We start from the raw sequence: 17,753 nt of genomic DNA, 5'->3' as shown, positions 1-17,753 counted from the left end.
CCCGGCAGTGGGGGCGGCGTGGTGTGGATCAGGCGAGCAGGGGTGGGCCGCGCAGCGGGGGCCAGGCATGGGAATGCCGGCGCGGCGCGAGAGCCGACACTGGTGCAAAGCCCAGCGCCAGGATAAAGGCCAGCGCGCCAGCCAACAGCACCGGATCGGCGCCGCTCAACAAGGCATGGCCCAGGGCGCCAAACGGACACGTGCCCTGCGCCTTGGCATGGCCGGCATCGGCCTTGTCGGCCCCACCGCTCGCCGGCACCACCACCTGGCGCACCAGATCGTGGCGCCCGTCGATTCCTTCGGAACAGAGCTGGATGGTAAAGCTGCGCGTTTCCCCGCCCACCATGTAGCCTGCGGGCACCAGCGCCTTCATCGCCAGGGCCAAGACCACCAGCGCAAGGGCCAGGCCACGATTCCGCAGAAGAAAGGCGCGCAGGGCAATCATGCGATACACGCCATAAGTGGCGCTAGCCGGATTGTCATCAGGGCAAAATGTCCCGCGAGGCCCTAAACCGCCGGCTCTCTCGGCGTAAACGAGATGCTCTGGAGCGTGGTCCTGGTGGGCGGTGACGGGCTCGAACCGCCGACCCTCTCGGTGTAAACGAGATGCTCTACCAACTGAGCTAACCGCCCCCGTCCGGGGAAGCGCGCCTTTGCGGGATTTGAGCGGCAAGGTCAACGGGTTTGCGCACTGTCCTCTATCCGAAATGTGAGCCGCGCGGTGCCGTGGGCGGGCACGGTCACGCGCCAGAGCGGCTGGCCGTTCTTGCGGGTGAGCGGGCGGGAGGGGCGGGTCAGGCGCTGGTCTTCCGGCACGGGAATGGTGAGTTCGGCCTGCACGGGCTGGTCACGGCTGTTGGTCAGAGTGGCTATGTGATCGCGCCACTGCCTATGTTCGTCTTCCGTGGTCTCCGCCTCGGCCAGATGCACCGCCGTTGCCTGGCCAAGTTCGATCTCGATCTCCTCGCCTTCCGCTTTGTCGTCCATGCGGCCTTCGCCCACCGGCAGCGTGGTGGCTCCATGCGGTTCCAGCACCACGACATGCCCGGCCGGCAAGGCCAGACCCAGGCCATCCGCCTTGCGGTTGTTGAGGCGAATGGCCTGGCGCAGCGGCTGGTCCTCGCGATCGTCGAGCGACAGCGTGCCTTTGGTGAACGGCTGCACTTTCACGCCGCGCCGCTGCGCCAGGGCCACTTGCTTTTGCGCGCGCGGGGCGATCGTGGTGGGCATGGGCAGGCGATAGAGCTTGAGATCGCCCAAGGCTTCCTGCCCCGCCATCACGGGCGCGCGGCGCTGCGCGGTGACGATGATGTTGTCCCTCGCCGCCATGGGGGCCGGGGCCATCAACATGAGCGGCGCCGACTCCGGCGGAGGTGGCGGGGGTGGCGGCGGAGGGGGAGGGTTGGTTTCGCATTGAAACGACAACCACTCGTCGCTGTTGTACCGGTCGCCCCAGCCCCGCGGCTGCTTTTCCGGCTTGCCGGCCACCACGGCGGCGGCAGCCCCGGCAAAGGCGGTATCGTCACTGCTCGCCAGGGTAATCCACGCCGCCAGATCGAGATGGCGGCCATCAGGCCGCATCGACAGCACATAATCGGCACGCCAGTCGAACCCCCAGGCCAGGTAGCTGAGCGTCAGGCGCGCCGACGTGGCGACCGGCGCGGCGGTTTGCACCGACAGGGTGGGCTTGGCGACCAGGCCGGCGGGCAGTTCGCCATAGCTGATATATTCACCGGGCCAGGCGCAGCGGGCAGAGCGAAAACCTTCGCGCGTCTGGATCACCGCCGCGCCATCGGGGCCGGAGCGGATCACGCCTGCTTCCTCGATCACCGCCTTGGTCTTGGGATCGACCCGGCGCAGCATGACCGGCCGGCCAAAGCTGCGGGCATAGAGATTGCGCGCGCCGATCAGGTCTGCGTCCAGGTTCTGTTCGGCAACGCTGCCAGGCAACCCGCGCACCAGCGCGGTTTCGGCCAGCATCCCGGCCGCCACCCCTTCGAACCGCACGGTGGCCGGCCCGGCGGGCAAGGCCACGTCGCGCGTTTCGGTGACGAGGGCATAGCCACGCAGCCAATCACCATCGAAATGGGCGTCCGCTGTCCGTCCCGGCTCGCGATAGATCGTCACCGCCACGCTGGCCGGCGCTGGCGAAGTCACCGCCTGCTGCGCCAGCGCCAGGCCGGGCCACAGCGCCACGGCCGCGATCAGGCTGCGCATCGCCACCCGCCTCAATAGCGGGTGTCGATCGTGGCCGTCAGGGTGACCGCGCCGCGCGCCGGCACCTTCACACGCCAGACCCGGCTATCGCGCGAAAGCTGCCGTCCTGGCTGGCTTTCGGCCGAAACGCGCGTGTCGTGCCAGCCATTGTCGAGGCCATCCTGGATCACGTCCACCTCCACCGGAACGGCGCGGGCATTGGTCACTTTCCAGGCCATCTGCGTGCGCCAATACGTGGGATGCGCTTCCACCGTATAGGTCACGGGCGCCTCGGCATTGCGGGTGATCCGCCATTGATCGACGCGCTGCCATTCCTCGCCGGTGATGCGCTCGCGCTTTTCAACCGTGGGCTGCACTTTCACATCGAACGCGGTGCCGGTTTTCAGCGCCAGGTCCGATCCCATCGGGGTGTGGGGCAGCGGGCTTTCGCCCACGAACTGCGGATTGCCGCGCGCATCGCGCATATAGACGCGCATCGTGCCCGCCGGCAGGGCATCGCCCAGCCCGCCATCCTTGGCCGAAGTGAACGCCAGCACGGTGTCGACGCTTTCGCCTTCCTCCGCGCTATGCTGCCAGTCGTTGCGATACTGGTACAGCTTTTGCGCCGGCACGCCGGCCACGTTGAGGAAGCTGACCTGCTTGGTCTGGGCATTGGCCACCGTGGTGCGCCCGGCCAGCGGATAGACATGGAAATCGCCCAGCGTCTCGCGCCCATCTTCGCCGCCGGTGCCCATGCGATTGCCGATCGGACGCCGCCTTTGCGGGGGATAGACGACAGCATTGCCATCGTCGCCGTCGCCGCTTGGCTGGCCCGCCACCAGCATGACCCGCGCATTGGCAAAGCTGGTGCCCGTGGTGTTGGTCAGCGTGACCCAGCCCTGGACATCCAACTTCCCCGCGCCCTCATCGAACAGCGCCACATAATCGGCCTTCCAGCCGAACCCGCGCGAGAGATAGCGCAGGCCCACAGCCCGAGCGCCGCCACTGTCAGCATCGAGCGTGACCGAAAGCGTGGGACGCGCGCGCAGGCCGGCGGGCAGCCCGGAATAGACCACGCGGCCCGGCATTTCGCGCAGCACCTCGATCCGGTTGCCCACCTGCACCACCGCGCCCTGGTTGTTGGCCAGAACATGCGCAGTCGTGGCCACTTCCTTGCCATCAGGCCCCAGGCGCACCACGCTCACGTCCTGGCCCACGGACTTGTCGAGCAGGGCACTGGGCGTGAGCAGGTCATAATCGAAATTCTGTTCCACCACGGCGGCACCGGGCGCAGAAATGGTGACCGTTTCCGGCCTGATCTGCGCCGAAACATCGGGAAATTCCTGGCGGCTGAGGCCCTTGGGCAGCTCGATCCGCCGCACATCCTCGATCAGGGCCATGCCGTTATAGATGGTGAGCGCCACATCACCCTGCGCGCTTCGGGTTTCCACCACATCAGGCGTGGCCGCATGGCCCGATACGGCCAGGCCCAGCCCCAGCACCACGCTGCCCATCGCCCACGTTGTCCAACCCGGCCGCATCGCGCTCTCTCCCAATTGCCGAACCCACGATAACCGTTTGTTTCGAATGCGCCACCGTCGATCGCAGCCACACCGGCGCAAATCGCCATCGCGCTTGAGCCGGCATGCGTGCTGGCCTAAACTCGGGCCATGGCACCGGCACCGCATATCAAGATCAAGCTGCAACTCTATTGCGGCGATGCCATCGCCATGGGGCCGGGCAAGGCCGACCTGCTCGATGCCATCGCTCGCGAAGGCTCGATCTCGGCCGCGGGCCGCGCCATGGGGATGAGTTATCGCCGCGCCTGGCAACTGGTCGACGTGATGAATCGCTGCTGGCACGGGCCGCTGGTGGAAACCTTCCCCGGCAGTGCCCACGGCGGCGGCGCCAAGGTCAGCGCGCTGGGCCAGTCCGTGCTGTCGCACTACCGCGCCTTGCAGGCCCGGTTGGGCGGCGAAGCAACCTGTACCGATGCACAAGCGCTGGCGGGCTTGCTGCGCACCGAACCGCTGGAGCGGCAGGACGAACGCGCGGGGTAATTGGGCTTCGAGTTGGGGAACATGCCCCCTCCGACGGCCGTTGGCCGCCACCTCCCCCACGATGTGGGGGAGGATCGTTGCGGCATCAGCCCTCGCGGCGGCGGGGCGGGCCCTTGCGGTGCGTGCGGGGTCCGTCGGTGCGGGGGCCATCGCCACGTGGGCCGAAGCCTTCGCGCGGGCGGTTGGGGCCATTGCCCTGGCGGCGGTTGGTGCGGGCCATTTCACGCGGCGGTTCGCTCGGTTCGATACGGATGCCGCTTTCGTCCTCGGCGCCTTCGCGGGCGGTGCGTTGCAGCGCGGCGCGGAAGCGGTCTTCCATTGCCTTGGGCACCTGGAAGAAGGTTTCGCTCGGCCCGATGCGGATCGCACCGATTTCGTTGCGGGTGATGTGGCCACGGCGGCACAGCAGCGGCAGCAGCCAGCGCGGATCGGCATTCTGGCGGCGGCCGATATCCATGCGGAACCAGGCCACATCGTCAAAGCCGGTGCGGTGGGTGGCCTTGCGGCCTTCCTCGGTGGAAAGGTCGATCAGGTCTTCGGGCTGCGGCATGGCCAGGCGATGGCTGCGCACCAGGGCGAGCGCGATGTCGCGCGGGGCCATCTTTTCCATCAGCGTTTCGGCCAGCGCCACGTCCACGTCGGCCAAATCTTCGGCGTCGATCGGCGTCAGCAGCTTTTCCATCAGGCGCTCGCTGTCGCGCTGGCGAATCTGGTCCGCGCCGGGTGCCGGCATCCATTCCGCCTCGATCCGCGCGCGGCGCAGCATTTCTTCCAGGCGGCGGCGGCGCGGATAGGGCACCACCAGCACGGCCGTGCCCTTGCGCCCGGCGCGGCCGGTGCGGCCCGAACGGTGCTGCAGGGTTTCGGCATCGCGCGGCACTTCCACGTGCACCACCAGGCTGAGCGAAGGAATGTCGATCCCGCGTGCGGCCACGTCGGTTGCCACGCAGATCCGCGCGCGCCCGTCGCGCAGCGCCTGGATCGCCTGGTTGCGCTCGTTCTGGCTGTGCTCGCCCGAAAGCGCCACGGCGGCAAAGCCGCGTTCGACCAGCGTGGCGTGCAGCCGTCGCACGTTGTCGCGCGTGGCGCAGAACAGCATGGCCGTTTCCGCCTCGTGGAAACGCAGCAGGTTGATCACCGCGTTCTCGATGTCGTTGGGCGAGACGGCGACCGCCTGATAGCTGATGTCGCCATGGCCCTGGCGTTCGTCGATGGTCGAGATACGCAGCGCGTCGCGCTGGTACTGCTTGGCCAGCAAGGCGATGGGGCGCGGCATGGTCGCCGAAAACAGCAAGGTGCGGCGCTGCGCCGGGGTGGCGTCGAGCAGTTCTTCCAGGTCTTCGCGGAAGCCCATGTCGAGCATTTCGTCGGCTTCGTCGAGCACCACGAAACGCAGGGCCGAGAGGTCGAGCGCGCCGCGTTCCAGATGGTCGCGCAGGCGGCCGGGCGTGCCCACCACGATATGCGCGCCATGGTTGAGCTGGCGACGTTCCTTGGACGGGTCCATCCCGCCAACGCAGGTGGCAATGCGCAGGCCGGCCTTTTCGTAAAGCCAGGCCAGTTCGCGGCTCACCTGAAGGGCCAGTTCGCGGGTGGGGGCAATCGCCAGGGCCAGCGGCGCGCCGGCGGGCGGAATGCCGTCGCCCAGCAGGTCGGCGGCCATGGCCACGCCAAAGGCCACGGTCTTGCCCGAGCCGGTCTGGGCCGAAACGAGAAGATCGCGGCCGGCCGCTTCCGCTTCGAGCACGGCAGCCTGGACCGGAGTCGGCTCGGCATAGCCGCGTGCGGCAAGGGATTCGGAAACGGCAGCAGGGAGAGATGAAAAGGGCATGAAACTCAACGGGTCTGGGCCGGGCCGCAACGTGGGCAGGGACCGGCGGGGGATTATTACGCGAAGGGTCTAAAGGCCTGATGACAGTGCCACGGCCTCACCACGCGAAGCCCGATATACCATCTCTCGGCCCGAGCCCCCTAGCCGCTTGTTCCTTTCACCGCCATGACCAAATGCCAAAAATCGCCATCATCGTGGCGATTCTTCGAAAAAATGCCTATTTTGGCACGACGGTCAGCGGTGGCAGAGGGTGCCAACCCCATGGATTGGGGGAAAACCCGGTCACGCCGCCGCGCACCAGCGACCAGCGCAGCGGCCGGGCAATCGGAATGAAGCCATTGGCCGCGGTGACCGCGCGCTCGGCCTGGGCAAGCAGCGCGGTGCGCGCCGCCGGATCGCGCTCGGCCCGCGCCTGGGCCGCCAGGGCATCGCCCTGCGGGCTGCATGCCGCGGGGCTGACCGGGCAGGCCAACTGGTTGAGAAACCAGGCAACGCGGGTATAGCGGGCGACATTGTCGACCAGGCGCAAGTCCGCCGCCCTGCCCTCGTCCACGTGTTCCACCTCCACGCCGATGCCGGCAAGGTCGGCAGCGATGCGCGACAGCGCCAGGCGTGAACCCGGCCCATCGGGCGCGGCGATGCGCAACCGCGGCGCGCCTTGGCCCGTCGCCATCCACGCGATCACGCGCTGGCGGGCCAGAGCGCGCCGCTGGTCCAGCGTGGTGCCGCCCCAGCGTTCGCCGACACTGCCGTCGCTGTCGGGCACTTCGGCCGAAACCAGCCGCGTCGTGCCGCTCCACCCACCGATGCCGAATGCAGCCACCAGGCCATCGCGATCGATCGCCAGGGCCAATGCCTCACGCCGCAGGGGATCGGCCAGGAACCCGTCGGCGCGCAGCACCTGCAATCCGAACAGGCCCATGACCGGATCGAGCTGGACGTTGCCGCGCGAAAGCATGGTGGTACCGGCCAAGGGCAGCGAATCGATCGTGCCGCCCAGCGCCACATCGATCAGCCCGTCGTTGAACCGCTGCGCCGCCACGGCCATCGGCTCCAATTCCAGGGCAAGCGGCCGCACGCTGCGCGAGAACCCGTCCTGCGCAGGCAGCCCCCGCTTTTCGGGGGGAATCGGGGAAAGCGTGGCCAATAGCCCATCATGGCGCAGGCCAAGCGGGCCCGAACCCAGCCGCGTGCGTGGCAGGCCCAGTTCGGGCTGGGCCAACAGGGTGAGCAGGTCGGGCAGCGGCGCGGACAAATCCACTTCCACCACGCGATCGGTCATCACCCGGATATCGTCGATCGGCGCGAGATCGAGCCCCAGCGCCGTGCCCGATAGCGCGCTGCGCGCCCGGCGCAGGGCAGTGGCCACGCTGGGTGCGTCGATCGGCGTGCCATCGGGCCATGTGCCATCGCGCAGCCGGAAAATATAGCTGAGGCCATCGTCGGTCACGATCCAGCGCTCGGCAATCGCGGGCACCACGCGTCCTTGCGCGTCAAATCCCACCAACCCTTCCACCGTTGCCGCGCGCAAGACCTGGGCCGCGGGCGAAAGGCGAGTGGCGGCGGTCTGGAATGCGGTTTCATCGCCAGCCAGCGCCACCGGCAGCGGGCCGCGACGGTCTGCGCCGCAACTGGCCAGAGCGCCGGCCAGAACCGGGGCCAACAGCGGCAGAAACGCCGCAAGCGTGCGGCGCGAATGGCAAAACAGCGGGGCCATGGCCCCTGCCTAGCAGATCAAGGCCGGCAGGCCAGTAAAGAAGGGCGTGGTAGAATTCGCCCGCGCCCAGTCAACGCTTGTGACGGCTCACAGCTTGCGCAGGCGCTTGGCTTCGTTCTGCGCCAGCGGCGGGCGCACATAGCGCGGGGCGTAATCGTCGGATGGCTGCGTGGCCACCGGCTCGCGCGCCAGCTTGGGATCGATCTGTTCGACAAAGGCGATGCCAAAGCGGTTGTCCTGCACCCAGGCCACCACGCCTTCGATCCAGCCGATGTGGCGCAAGTTCGCCTCAAGCCGGGTACCGCGCGACACGCGCAGCGCACCTTCGGCCATCATCCCCCCGGCCGAAAGATTGCGCACGCGCACGCGATGCTCGCCGTCCTGCCCATCAAGGCGCAGGTCGGCCATCAGAAAAAGGCTGTCGCGCCCCAATTGCCGATGGTCGATATCAGTCACCGTCAGGTTCCGTTCCAGCAGAGATGGGCCAGCAAGGATGGATCAAGGAAGATGGGGCCAGCCACAAGTGGCTTGCGCCCGCCCTGCCCATCATGCGCAGCTATCCGTACCGACGCTGTAAACGAAAACGGCAAAAAAATCCTTAAAATCGGCATGGCCCAGCGGACAAGTGCCGATGGCAGCGGGGCGGCAGGCCCGCCCGCGCGTTTACCGAGTATCACAGCGTGGCGGATCGCCCGCGGCCGCCGGCCGGCGCATGGCCAGGCCAAGCGTGCCGCCAAGCCCATCACATGTCGCGCGAAATCTTTTCGCGGCGCTCGTGCGCTTCTTGCGCTTCGACAGTCATCGTCGCGATCGGGCGGGCGATCAGGCGGCCCAGGCCGATCGGCTCCCCGGTCACTTCGCAAAAGCCGTATTCGCCTTCGTCGATGCGACGCATGGCCGAATCGATCTTGGCGATCAGCTTGCGCTGGCGATCACGGGTGCGCAGCTCGATGCCCCAGTCGGTTTCGCTCGACGCGCGATCGTTGAGATCGGGTTCGCGCAGCGGGCCATCCTGCAGGGCCGAAAGCGTGCCGGCCGAGGCAGAGAGGATCGATTTCTTCCATTCGAGCAAAAGGCGGCGAAAATAGTCGAGCTGAAGCTCGCTCATATAGGGTTCGTCGTCACTCGGAACGTAATCACCCGGCATGGCCCGGCGGGCTTTTGCCAACACGTCAATTTCGTCACCCAGAACCCCAGCCATCCGGCCCTCCGTATTGCGCCTTCCGACCACCGGGGCCGCAACGCGCCGCATGTTGGCGCGACCAGCCCCGGCTTGCCGCGCCTATAGGCAGGCTGGAAAGGGCGCACAAGCACTTCCTCAACACCTTGGCGCATTGCTGCTGAACCGATGTGAAACAGGCCGATAGGCATTGCGCACCAGTCCCCCGGCCAAATCGCGGCACGCAGCGATTCATGATTAACGGTTTGTTGACCTTAATTGGCGAGCGTTGCCGTGCCGCCAGGGGTTGGGTCTGGCAGATTCGCAGGGGGAATGAACGATGCCACAAGCACAATCCGAAACGGCGCAGAGCAGGATGTCATTGGTGCCGCCGCCACCGCCCGCCCATGCCGCGATGGGCGCGCACGGCACCGCAGATCGCGCCGACAGCCTGATCGCCGCATGCCTGGCTGCTGCCGCGCAGGGTGACAGCCACGCCTATTTCGATCTGGGCGTCGCGTTTTCCACCGGCAGCTATGGGGCCTGCTGCGATCTGGTCGAAGCGCACAAGTGGTTCAACCTGGCCGCTGTTGCCGGGCATGACGATGCCGCCCGCGCCCGCGCCGATGTTGCCGAAGACCTGACCGCACGCGAAATTGCCGAAGCGCAGCGCCGCGCCCGCGAATGGCTGCGCGCCGCCGCCCGCCGCGCTGCCTGACCGGCAAGGTTACCCCTTGCGATAGGGGGTGTGCCCGGCCAGTTCGAGCTGGCCCTGTTCGATCCCTTCGCGCTCGCGCACCAGGAAATCGGCTACGGCGGCGCGAAAACCGCGATCGGCGATGTAATGCGCCGACCACGTCTGCACCGGCTCATAGCCGCGCGCCAGCTTGTGCTGCCCTTGCGCCCCTGCCTCCACGCGCGACAGGCCCAGCGCGATGGCTGCATCGATCGCCTGGTAATAGCACAGCTCGAAATGCAGGAACGGCTTGTCCACCACGGCACCCCAATAGCGGCCGTACAGCGTATCGCGGCCGATGAAATTGAGTGCGCCTGCCACCGGTTCGCCCTCGTGCAGCGCCAGCACCAGCAAGACCTTGTCCGCCATGCGCTGCCCGATAAGGTCGAACGCCGCGCGGGTCAGATAGGGCCGGCCCCACTTGCGCGCGCCGGTATCCTGGTAGAACACCCAGAATGCATCCCAGTGCGCTGGCGTGATCGCATCGCCGGTCAGCGCCACGATCTCCACCCCCGCCTGGGCAGCGGCGCGTTCCTTGCGCAGGTTCTTGCGCTTGGCCGAAGACAGCACGGCCAGGAAATCGTCGAACGTGGCATAGCCGCGGTTTTCCCAGTGGAACTGCAGGTCTGACCGCAAGAGCCAGCCGGCCTCCTCGAACAGCGGCAACTGCGCGGGCGCGATGAACGTGGCGTGGGCCGATGACAGGCCGTTCTGGTCCACGACCGCTTCGGCCGCGCGCAACAGCGGCAACGCCAGGTCGGGCCGCCCCTCGCACAGCAGGCGCGGGCCCGTGGCCGGGGTGAACGGCGCGGCGATCTGCAACTTGGGATAATATTCCCCGCCCGCGCGCTGCCAAGCATCTGCCCAGGCGTGATCGAACACATATTCGCCTTGGCTGTGCTGCTTGAGATAGGCCGGCAATGCCGCCGCAGGCCGGCCATCGGCATCGTCGATCAGCAGCGGCAGTGGCGTCCACCCGCTGCGCCCGCCGACGCTGCCCGATTCTTCCAGCAGGGTCAGGAACGCGTGGCTGACAAAGGGATTGTCCGCGCCGGCCAGCCGGTCCCAATCATCGGCCGGAATCGCGCCCACCGCGTGTTCCACGCGGGCGACCAGGCTCATGATGCGGGAGGGGCCAACAGCACCGGTCCTTCGGCGATCGGCGCATCGGCATAGGCGGCCGCGCGCTTGGCGTCTTCGGGCGTGCGCACGGTCCAGGTCAGCACCGGCACACCCCGGCGCCGGGCCAGGCGCACCACGGGATTGGCGATATCGGCAATGTCATAGGCCAGGAATTGGGGACGCGCCCGCCACAGCGCAAGATGCCTCTTCAGGCGGGCCAGCAGGGTGCGGCGGCCCGCCTCGGTCACCACCAGCCCATGCACCACATGGGGCGAATAGCGCCGGAACCAGGCGGGCACGCGGGGATCAAAGCTCATTACCGCCACCGGCCCGCGATACCCTTCGAGCAGGCGCCGCACCGCCAGGCACAAGGGCGCAATGCGCCGGCCGCCCTGTGATTTCACCTCGATCAGCAGCGGCACGCGGCCTTCGATGCGATCGAGCAACTGCCGCAGGCCGGGAATGGTTTCGCCCGGCACCGCAGCACCGGTTTCGTCCAGCAGGCCGATGCGCGCCAGGTCTGCCGCGTTGAGATCGCCCACGCTGCCCTCGCGGCCGGTCAGGCGTTCGAGCGTCCAATCGTGGAACACGATGGCCTGGCCATCGTGGCTGCGCTGCACATCGCACTCGATGCCAAAGCCGCGCGCGATGGCGGCATCGGCCGCTGCCAGCGAATTTTCCGGCACGCCGGGGCCGTGCAGCCCGCGATGGGCATAGATCGCGTGCGCCAACCAGCCGGCCCGGTCCGCAGCCCGCGCCGGCAGGAGGAAGCGATCAATGAGCGCGAACAGCAAAGACAGCATCGATTTCCACCGCAGCGCCCAACGGCAGCACCGGCACGCCCACGGCGCTGCGGGCATGGCGCCCGGCATCGCCGAACACGGCCTGCATCAGTTCCGAGGCGCCATTGGCCACCTTGGGCTGATCGGTGAAATCGCCGGTCGAATTGATGAAGGCGCCCAGCTTCACGACCTGCTCGATCCGATCGAGCGAGCCGAGCGCAGCCTTGGCCTGGGCCAGCAGCATCAGCGCGCAGGCCTTGGCCGCGGCGGCGCCCTGTTCCAGGCTCACGTCTTCGCCCAGGCGGCCGGTGACCAGCTTGCCCTCGATGAACGGCAACTGCCCCGATACGTGCAGCAGCCCGCCCGCCAGAACCGTGGGCACATAGGCCGCCACGGGCGCGGCGGCCTGCGGCAGTTCCAGGCCCAGTTCGGCAAGGCGGGCATCGATCGAAACGGTCATTACGGCAAACTCCAAGACGTGAAGCGAAAAATCAGGCGGCGGCCCAGTCCAGGCAGCCCAATCCAGGCGGCCCAGCCCAGGCGGGCTAATCCAGCCGCGCCATCAGCCACGGCAGCGCGTGGTCCCAGGTATCGATCCGCGCGTGGGCGTGCCCCGCCTTGTGCGCGCAATCGATATGCGGCGCCAGCAAGGGCTCGCCGCACAGATGCAGGCGGATGACCTCGGGCGTGAGTTGTGACGCCGAATGGTGATGCTGGGGCAGATCATCGATGAACACCGCGCGCGTGGGCTGGTATTCATCGAGAATGGCCTTGAGCGCCGGCCCCTTGGGTCCCTGGTTGGTAAAGACGCGGGCGGTGATGCCCACGCTTTCCAGCTGCGCCGTGCGCGCCGCGCGATAGCTGTCCCCCAGGTTGGTGAGGATCACGAAATCGGCGCGTGTCGCCAATGTGCCCACCGCCTCCACCGCGCCGGCAATGGCCGGCTGGGCGTGCATCTGCGTGTCGAAGAACAAGTCGAGCAAGCGCCAGATCTCGCGCGGCTCCACCGCGCTGCCATCGGCGGCATGGCGCATGGCCTTGCCGAAATCGTTGCTTTCCATGACGAAGTCGATGTCGTGGTGGGCTTTCAACCAGGCCTTGTACGGGGCCACCATGTGCAGCAGCACTTCATCGCAATCGCTGATCACCAGCGGGCGGCTCATCCCAACTTCTCCCGTGCTGCGGCCAAGGCCTGGGGGCTTATATCGAGCGCGTCGGCCGCGGCAACAAGATCGGGCTCGTAAGCCATGAGGAAATCGAGCACCCCGCCCAGCACCGCGCTTTGCCCGGCCGGATCGGCCAGGCCGGCGCGCAGGGTTTCGGGCGTCATCCCGCTCAACGCCAGGAAGCGTTCGGCGCGCTGCCCGTCACCCAGCACCCAGCCGAGCGCGGCCAGCGCCAGATCCTGGGGATCGGGTACGGGGGACGATGGTTCGCGAATGATTGTCAGAGCCTTTCCAGGTCAATAGAGCAGGGCGCCAGCGCGTGGCCGGACCGTGCCGTGCAATAGGGGTGTTCCGTGGCAAAAAGAATTCTGGTTGTCGAGGACAACGACCTCAACCGCAAACTGTTCTGCGACCTGCTGGTCGCCAACGGCTTTACCGTGGAGCCGGTGGCTGATGGGCGCGAGGCGCTGGACCGCGCGCGCCAGTTTGTGCCGGGCCTGGTGATCATGGATATCCAGTTGCCCAACATTTCGGGCCTGGAACTGATCGAGGCGCTCAAAGCCGATCCGGTACTGCGCCAGATTCCGGTGCTGGCCGTCACCGCCTATGCCGGCAAGGGCGACGAGGAGCGCATCCGCGAGGCGGGCGCCGAAGGATACCTGGCCAAGCCGGTGTCGATCGGGCCGTTCATGCAGGCGGTGATGAAACTGGTGTAATTCCCCGTTCAGGCTTGACAGGGCAGGCCACAGGCCGCTTTTCCGCCGCAATGTTCTGGCAGGGGCACAGCCCTGCCCCACGGAGATAGAGACAAGATGGACCGCGCAGCGACCGCCGCAAGGATTGCCGAACTGATCGAGCCCTTCAACAAGAAGGGCGTGGCCATCAGCGATGCCACCACCTTTGCCGGCGACCTGGAGTGGGACAGCCTGACGGTGATGGATTTCGTTGCCGCGATCGAGGACGAATTCGACATCATCATCAGCATGAACCAGCAGGCCGAGATCGAGACGTACGGCCAGCTGATCGACGCCGTGACCAAGCTGCAAGGGTGAAACTGCCCATGACCGACCTGTTTTCCAAGTTTGACGGCCTGATCGAACAGCGCCGCGCCCTGCTGTCCACCGGCGTCACCGATCCGTTCAACCTGGTGATGGAAAAGGTGATCTCGCCCACGGTTGCGATCTGCAACGGCCGCGAGACGATCCTGCTGGGCACCTACAACTACATGGGCATGACGTTCGATCCGGACGTGATCGCCGCGGGCAAGCAGGCGCTGGACGAATTCGGTTCGGGTACCACCGGCAGCCGCGTGCTCAACGGCACTTATGCCGGGCACCGCGCCGTGGAAGACGCGCTCAAGGAATTCTATGGCATGGACCATGCCATGGTGTTTTCCACCGGCTACCAGGCGAACCTGGGCATCATTTCCACGATGGCCGGCAAGGGCGATTACATCGTGCTCGACATCGACAGCCACGCTTCCATCTGGGACGGCTGCAAGATGGGCGATGCCGAAGTCGTGCCGTTCAAGCACAACGATATCGAAGCGATGGAAAAGCGCCTCAAGCGCATTCCCGAAGGCGCGGGCAAGCTGGTCGTGCTGGAAGGCGTCTATTCCATGCTGGGCGACATCGCCCCGCTCAAGGACATGATCGCCGTGGCCAAGGCCCATGGCGCCATGGTGCTGGTGGACGAAGCCCACTCGATGGGCTTCATCGGCCCCAACGGGCGCGGCGTGGCCGAGGACCAGGGCGTGCTCGACCAGGTCGATTTCGTGATCGGCACGTTCTCCAAGTCGGTCGGCACCGTCGGCGGCTTCTGCGTTTCGAACCATCCCAAGTTCGAGATCCTGCGCCTGGTCTGCCGGCCCTATGTGTTCACCGCCTCGCTGCCGCCCAGCGTGGTCCACACCGCCAGCACCTCGATCCGCAAGCTCATGCACGCGGCCGACAAGCGCGCGCACTTGTGGGAAAATTCCAAGACGCTGCACGCCGGCCTCATCCAGCGTGGCTTCAAGCTGGGCACGGAAACACCGCAAAGCGCGATCATCTCGGTGATCATGCCCGATCTGGAACGCGGCGCGATGATGTGGGAAGCGCTGCTGCACGAAGGGCTCTATGTGAACTTGGCGCGCCCGCCGGCCACGCCCGCCGGCATGACCCTGCTGCGCTGCTCGCTGTGTGCCGCGCACAGCGCCGATCAGGTGCAGACCATCATCGGCATGTTCGAACGCGCCGGCAAGGCGGTGGGTATCATCTGATGCGCGTGCGGTTGGTTGCTTTGGCCGGCGCGCTGACGCTGGCCACGGCCGCTTCGCCCGTGCTGGCAGCCCAGGCCGGGCAGCCGGCCGCACCCGTGGTGGTGCCGGCTGCACCCGCGCCGCGCGCTGCCGTGGCAGTGGCGGTGGCCCCCACGGGGCCCACCGCCATGGTACCCGAACCTGCACGCCCAGCCGCGTGGGCGGCTATGACTGGGCCAATTTGTGCCGCTATCAGAAAGCGGATCGCCAGGTACCCCAGCCGGTGCGCGCGGTGTTCATCGGCGATTCGATCACAGAATGGTGGCTGACCACGGCGCCCGGCATCTTTGCCGGTGGCGTGGTGGACCGTGGCATTGCCGGGCAGACCAGCCCGCAGATCCTGCTGCGCTTCTACCAGGATGTGGTGCGCCTGCGCCCGAGGGTGGTGCACATCATGTGCGGCACCAACGATGTGGCCGGCAACACCGGCCCCACCAGCCCCGAGGAATATGCCGCCAATGTCCTGGCCATGGTCGATCTGGCCAAGGCCAACGGCATTGCCGTGGTGCTGGGCAGCGTGCTGCCGGCCGGTGGCTTCAACTGGCGCAGCGAAATGAAGCCTGCCGCGCAGATTGCCACGCTCAATGCCTGGCTCAAGGATCTCGCCCGCGCGCGGGGCCTGGCCTATGCCGATTACTACAGCGCGATGGCCACGCCCGAAGGCGCGATGAAGCCAGGCCTGTCGAGCGACGGGGTGCATCCCAATGCGGCCGGCTATGCCGTGATGGAGCCGATCGCCCGCGCCGCCCTGTCCGAGGCGGAAAAGCCGCGCTGACGTTTCGCGGTTGAAATTGGACACTTGTCCTACCCCCGCCCTATCTGCTTAGATCACAGATAGGGCGGCGCAGGGGGCGTCGCGCCGATGCGCGAGGTTGCCCAAATGTCTTCCCTTCGCCTGCTTTCGCTTCTCGCCGGTTCGGCGCTGGCGCTCGCCGCCGGCACGGCCCACGCGGCGCCTGCCGCCGATACGGTGCTGCTCCACGGCCGCATTCACACCATCGACGCGCACGACAGCGTGGCCCAGGCCGTGGCGATCAAGGACGGGCGCATCGTCTATGTGGGCAGCGATGCCGGGGCCAAGGCGTTTACCGGGCCAGCGACCGAAACCATCGACCTGAAAGGCGGGGTGGTCATGCCCGGCCTGGTCGATGGGCACATGCACCCGCTGGAAGGGGGATCGGGCCTGCAGGCATGCGATCTGCAATACAAGCGGCTGACCGTGCCCGAATTCCAGGCCGCGCTGAGCGCCTGCGCCGCCAAGGATGGGGCCAGTGGAAACGGGGGCGGCCACGATGGCAAGTGGCTGGTCGCGGTGCACTGGTTCCAGCACGAAATGCAACCCTTGGGCATCGAGCGGACCAAGGCCATGCTCGATGCCTTGCCCACGCCACGCCCCGTGGCGGTGTTCGACTCGTTCGGCCATTCCGCGCTGGTCAACAGCCGCGCCCTGGCACTGGCCGGGATCGATGCCAAGACGCCCGATCCAGTGGGCGGGGCAATCCATCACGATGCCAGCGGCGCGCCCACCGGTCTGCTCGAGGATTCAGCGATGGATCTGGTGCGCAAGCTGATACCCACCCCCACGCCGGAAGATGACGTGGTGGCCGCCCGCGCCGCACTGGCCGCCATGGCGGCGCAAGGCGTGACCACGTTCCTCGATGCCGATGCGCCGGCCGAATCGATCCGCGCCTTTTCCACCCTGTCCAAAGCCGGGCAATTGACCGCGCGCGGCCATTTCGCCCCGCATATCGCGCCCGAGGAAGGGCCGAGCCCGGAAGGCGCGCTGTCGCGCATCATCGAATGGCGCCGCACCTATGACGAAGGCGCCGCGCGCGTGCAGCCCTCGATCATGGTGCGCACGGTCAAGCTCTATATGGACGGGGTGATCACCGCGCCCGCGTTTACCGGCGTGATGATCGCGCCCTATCTGGAAAACCACGGCACGGCGGAAAAGCCCGATTGGCAGCCCGGCACCAACCGTGGCCCCGCGCCCTATTTCCCGCCGGCCGTGCTGGCCCCGCTGCTCGATCGCATCACCGCGCTGGGGTTCGACCCGCACATGCACGCCGATGGCGACGGCGCGGTGCGCATCGCGCTCGATGCCGTGGCCGCCTTGCGCAAGAGCCACCCGGCGCGCGATGCGCGCCCGGCCATCGCCCATGACGAGATCGTCGATCCCGCCGATTTCCCGCGCTTCAAGGCGCTGGGCGTCACCCGGTGCTGTCGCTGCAATGGGGCAAGCAGGCCGCCGATACTGTGGCCGGGGCCAAGGATTTCCTGGGGCCGAAACGCTATGCCTTCATGGAGCCATCGGGCCTGCTGGCCAAGGCCGGCGCGCGGATCACGTTCGGCAGCGACTGGCCGGTCGATCCGCTGAACGAATGGTTCGCGCTGAAAGTGGGCGTCACACGGCGCAACGATCCCTCTGCCGGGCCGGAATATAGCCAGCCGCTGTCGGGCGGCCCGCCGCTCACTGTGCCGCAAGCGGTGCGCGCCGCCACGATCAACGCGGCCTGGTCGCTGCGCGCGGAAAGCCAGGTCGGCAGCCTGGAACCGGGCAAGTTTGCCGACCTGATCTGGATCGACCGCGATATCTTCACCGGCAACCCCGATGCCATCGCGCAAACGCGCGTGCTGCGCACCATCGTCGGCGGCAAGACGGTCTACCAGGCACCGTAACCTCGT

Annotated in this window: 21 protein-coding genes and 1 tRNA gene; 8 read left to right on the top strand and 14 right to left on the bottom strand. The window is 67.4% G+C overall.

Features of this window, described 5'->3' with window-relative positions:
* Positions 1–28: 28 nt before the first annotated feature.
* The 4 genes from R9J51_RS05430 to R9J51_RS05415 all read right to left on the bottom strand — a co-directional run bounded on the left by R9J51_RS05430 (position 29) and on the right by R9J51_RS05415 (position 3,737).
* Complete coding sequence (locus tag R9J51_RS05430; protein WP_218847430.1) at positions 29–445, bottom strand: DUF2946 family protein; 417 nt, start codon at positions 443–445, stop codon at positions 29–31.
* Between the two features lie 112 nt (positions 446–557).
* Positions 558–633: transfer RNA gene (locus R9J51_RS05425), tRNA-Val, on the bottom strand.
* Positions 634–675: 42 nt separating this feature from the next.
* Positions 676–2,217 (bottom strand): hypothetical protein, encoded by a 1,542-nt coding sequence (locus R9J51_RS05420; RefSeq protein ID WP_179506062.1) that lies wholly within the window; start codon positions 2,215–2,217, stop codon positions 676–678.
* Between the two features lie 11 nt (positions 2,218–2,228).
* Positions 2,229–3,737, bottom strand: coding sequence for a DUF4139 domain-containing protein (locus R9J51_RS05415; RefSeq protein WP_432787874.1), 1,509 nt, complete (start codon positions 3,735–3,737; stop codon positions 2,229–2,231).
* Positions 3,738–3,866: 129 nt separating this feature from the next.
* Here R9J51_RS05415 and R9J51_RS05410 point away from each other — a divergent pair, with 129 nt between their 5' ends.
* Complete coding sequence (locus tag R9J51_RS05410) at positions 3,867–4,256, top strand: winged helix-turn-helix domain-containing protein (protein ID WP_168556046.1); 390 nt, start codon at positions 3,867–3,869, stop codon at positions 4,254–4,256.
* 85 nt (positions 4,257–4,341) lie between these two features.
* On the opposite strand, the gene R9J51_RS05405 is transcribed toward R9J51_RS05410, so the two are convergent.
* From R9J51_RS05405 to dksA, 4 genes are all read right to left on the bottom strand, one after another.
* Positions 4,342–6,087 carry a DEAD/DEAH box helicase gene (locus R9J51_RS05405; RefSeq protein WP_179506060.1) on the bottom strand — a complete coding sequence of 582 codons (1,746 nt, stop codon included), beginning with the start codon at positions 6,085–6,087 and terminating at the stop codon, positions 4,342–4,344.
* Between the two features lie 217 nt (positions 6,088–6,304).
* Positions 6,305–7,804, bottom strand: a complete 1,500-nt coding sequence (locus R9J51_RS05400; protein ID WP_179506059.1) for an ABC transporter substrate-binding protein — start codon at positions 7,802–7,804, stop codon at positions 6,305–6,307.
* Between the two features lie 87 nt (positions 7,805–7,891).
* A complete protein-coding gene (locus R9J51_RS05395; RefSeq protein WP_169476924.1) occupies positions 7,892–8,260 on the bottom strand; it encodes a PilZ domain-containing protein in 369 nt (122 codons plus the stop codon).
* Positions 8,261–8,546: 286 nt separating this feature from the next.
* Complete coding sequence (dksA, locus tag R9J51_RS05390; RefSeq protein WP_168556042.1) at positions 8,547–9,005, bottom strand: RNA polymerase-binding protein DksA; 459 nt, start codon at positions 9,003–9,005, stop codon at positions 8,547–8,549.
* Between the two features lie 373 nt (positions 9,006–9,378).
* On the opposite strand from dksA, the gene R9J51_RS05385 reads away from it, so the two are divergent.
* Entirely contained in the window at positions 9,379–9,681 is a 303-nt protein-coding gene (locus R9J51_RS05385; protein WP_169476948.1) for a hypothetical protein, read from the top strand.
* Between the two features lie 9 nt (positions 9,682–9,690).
* On the opposite strand, the gene R9J51_RS05380 is transcribed toward R9J51_RS05385, so the two are convergent.
* The 5 genes from R9J51_RS05380 to R9J51_RS05360 all read right to left on the bottom strand — a co-directional run bounded on the left by R9J51_RS05380 (position 9,691) and on the right by R9J51_RS05360 (position 12,981).
* Complete coding sequence (locus R9J51_RS05380) at positions 9,691–10,821, bottom strand: GNAT family N-acetyltransferase (RefSeq protein ID WP_179506058.1); 1,131 nt, start codon at positions 10,819–10,821, stop codon at positions 9,691–9,693.
* Positions 10,818–11,624 (bottom strand): glycerophosphodiester phosphodiesterase family protein, encoded by an 807-nt coding sequence (locus R9J51_RS05375; protein WP_168556040.1) that lies wholly within the window; start codon positions 11,622–11,624, stop codon positions 10,818–10,820. Before R9J51_RS05375 ends, R9J51_RS05380 begins: the two co-directional genes overlap by 4 nt.
* A complete protein-coding gene (locus R9J51_RS05370; RefSeq protein WP_169476922.1) occupies positions 11,596–12,063 on the bottom strand; it encodes a RidA family protein in 468 nt (155 codons plus the stop codon). Before R9J51_RS05370 ends, R9J51_RS05375 begins: the two co-directional genes overlap by 29 nt.
* Before the next feature lie 85 nt (positions 12,064–12,148).
* Positions 12,149–12,766: an HAD family hydrolase gene (locus tag R9J51_RS05365; RefSeq protein WP_169476921.1), complete on the bottom strand. Its 618-nt coding sequence runs from the start codon at positions 12,764–12,766 to the stop codon at positions 12,149–12,151.
* On the bottom strand, positions 12,763–12,981 hold the full coding sequence (locus R9J51_RS05360) for a DUF3572 family protein (protein ID WP_432787873.1): 219 nt from the start codon (positions 12,979–12,981) through the stop codon (positions 12,763–12,765). Before R9J51_RS05360 ends, R9J51_RS05365 begins: the two co-directional genes overlap by 4 nt.
* A gap of 141 nt (positions 12,982–13,122) precedes the next feature.
* On the opposite strand from R9J51_RS05360, the gene R9J51_RS05355 reads away from it, so the two are divergent.
* The 3 genes from R9J51_RS05355 (at position 13,123) to spt (ending at position 15,029) form a co-directional block, all read left to right on the top strand.
* On the top strand, positions 13,123–13,485 hold the full coding sequence (locus R9J51_RS05355) for a response regulator (RefSeq protein ID WP_168556037.1): 363 nt from the start codon (positions 13,123–13,125) through the stop codon (positions 13,483–13,485).
* Positions 13,486–13,581: 96 nt separating this feature from the next.
* Entirely contained in the window at positions 13,582–13,821 is a 240-nt protein-coding gene (locus R9J51_RS05350) for an acyl carrier protein (RefSeq protein WP_168556036.1), read from the top strand.
* A gap of 8 nt (positions 13,822–13,829) precedes the next feature.
* Positions 13,830–15,029 carry a serine palmitoyltransferase gene (spt, locus tag R9J51_RS05345; protein ID WP_169476920.1) on the top strand — a complete coding sequence of 400 codons (1,200 nt, stop codon included), beginning with the start codon at positions 13,830–13,832 and terminating at the stop codon, positions 15,027–15,029.
* Here the strand turns inward: spt and R9J51_RS05340 are convergent.
* On the bottom strand, positions 15,022–15,198 hold the full coding sequence (locus R9J51_RS05340) for a hypothetical protein (protein WP_432787872.1): 177 nt from the start codon (positions 15,196–15,198) through the stop codon (positions 15,022–15,024). The genes spt and R9J51_RS05340 overlap by 8 nt on opposite strands.
* Before the next feature lie 27 nt (positions 15,199–15,225).
* Between R9J51_RS05340 and R9J51_RS05335 the strand changes: the two genes are divergently transcribed.
* From R9J51_RS05335 to R9J51_RS05325, 3 genes are all read left to right on the top strand, one after another.
* On the top strand, positions 15,226–15,843 hold the full coding sequence (locus tag R9J51_RS05335) for an SGNH/GDSL hydrolase family protein (protein ID WP_432787871.1): 618 nt from the start codon (positions 15,226–15,228) through the stop codon (positions 15,841–15,843).
* Positions 15,844–15,948: 105 nt separating this feature from the next.
* The gene (locus R9J51_RS05330) at positions 15,949–17,445 is read left to right on the top strand and encodes an amidohydrolase (RefSeq protein ID WP_432787870.1); all 1,497 of its coding nucleotides are present in this window, start codon (positions 15,949–15,951) and stop codon (positions 17,443–17,445) included.
* The gene (locus tag R9J51_RS05325) at positions 17,370–17,747 is read left to right on the top strand and encodes an amidohydrolase family protein (protein ID WP_432787869.1); all 378 of its coding nucleotides are present in this window, start codon (positions 17,370–17,372) and stop codon (positions 17,745–17,747) included. Before R9J51_RS05330 ends, R9J51_RS05325 begins: the two co-directional genes overlap by 76 nt.
* The last annotated feature ends 6 nt before the right edge of the window (positions 17,748–17,753 follow it).

Source organism: Novosphingobium rhizosphaerae, assembly GCF_050920675.1.
Taxonomy (GTDB): Bacteria; Pseudomonadota; Alphaproteobacteria; order Sphingomonadales; family Sphingomonadaceae; genus Novosphingobium; species Novosphingobium rhizosphaerae.
Note: the sequence above shows the minus strand (reverse complement) of the source record. Positions and strands in the feature narration are given on the sequence as shown.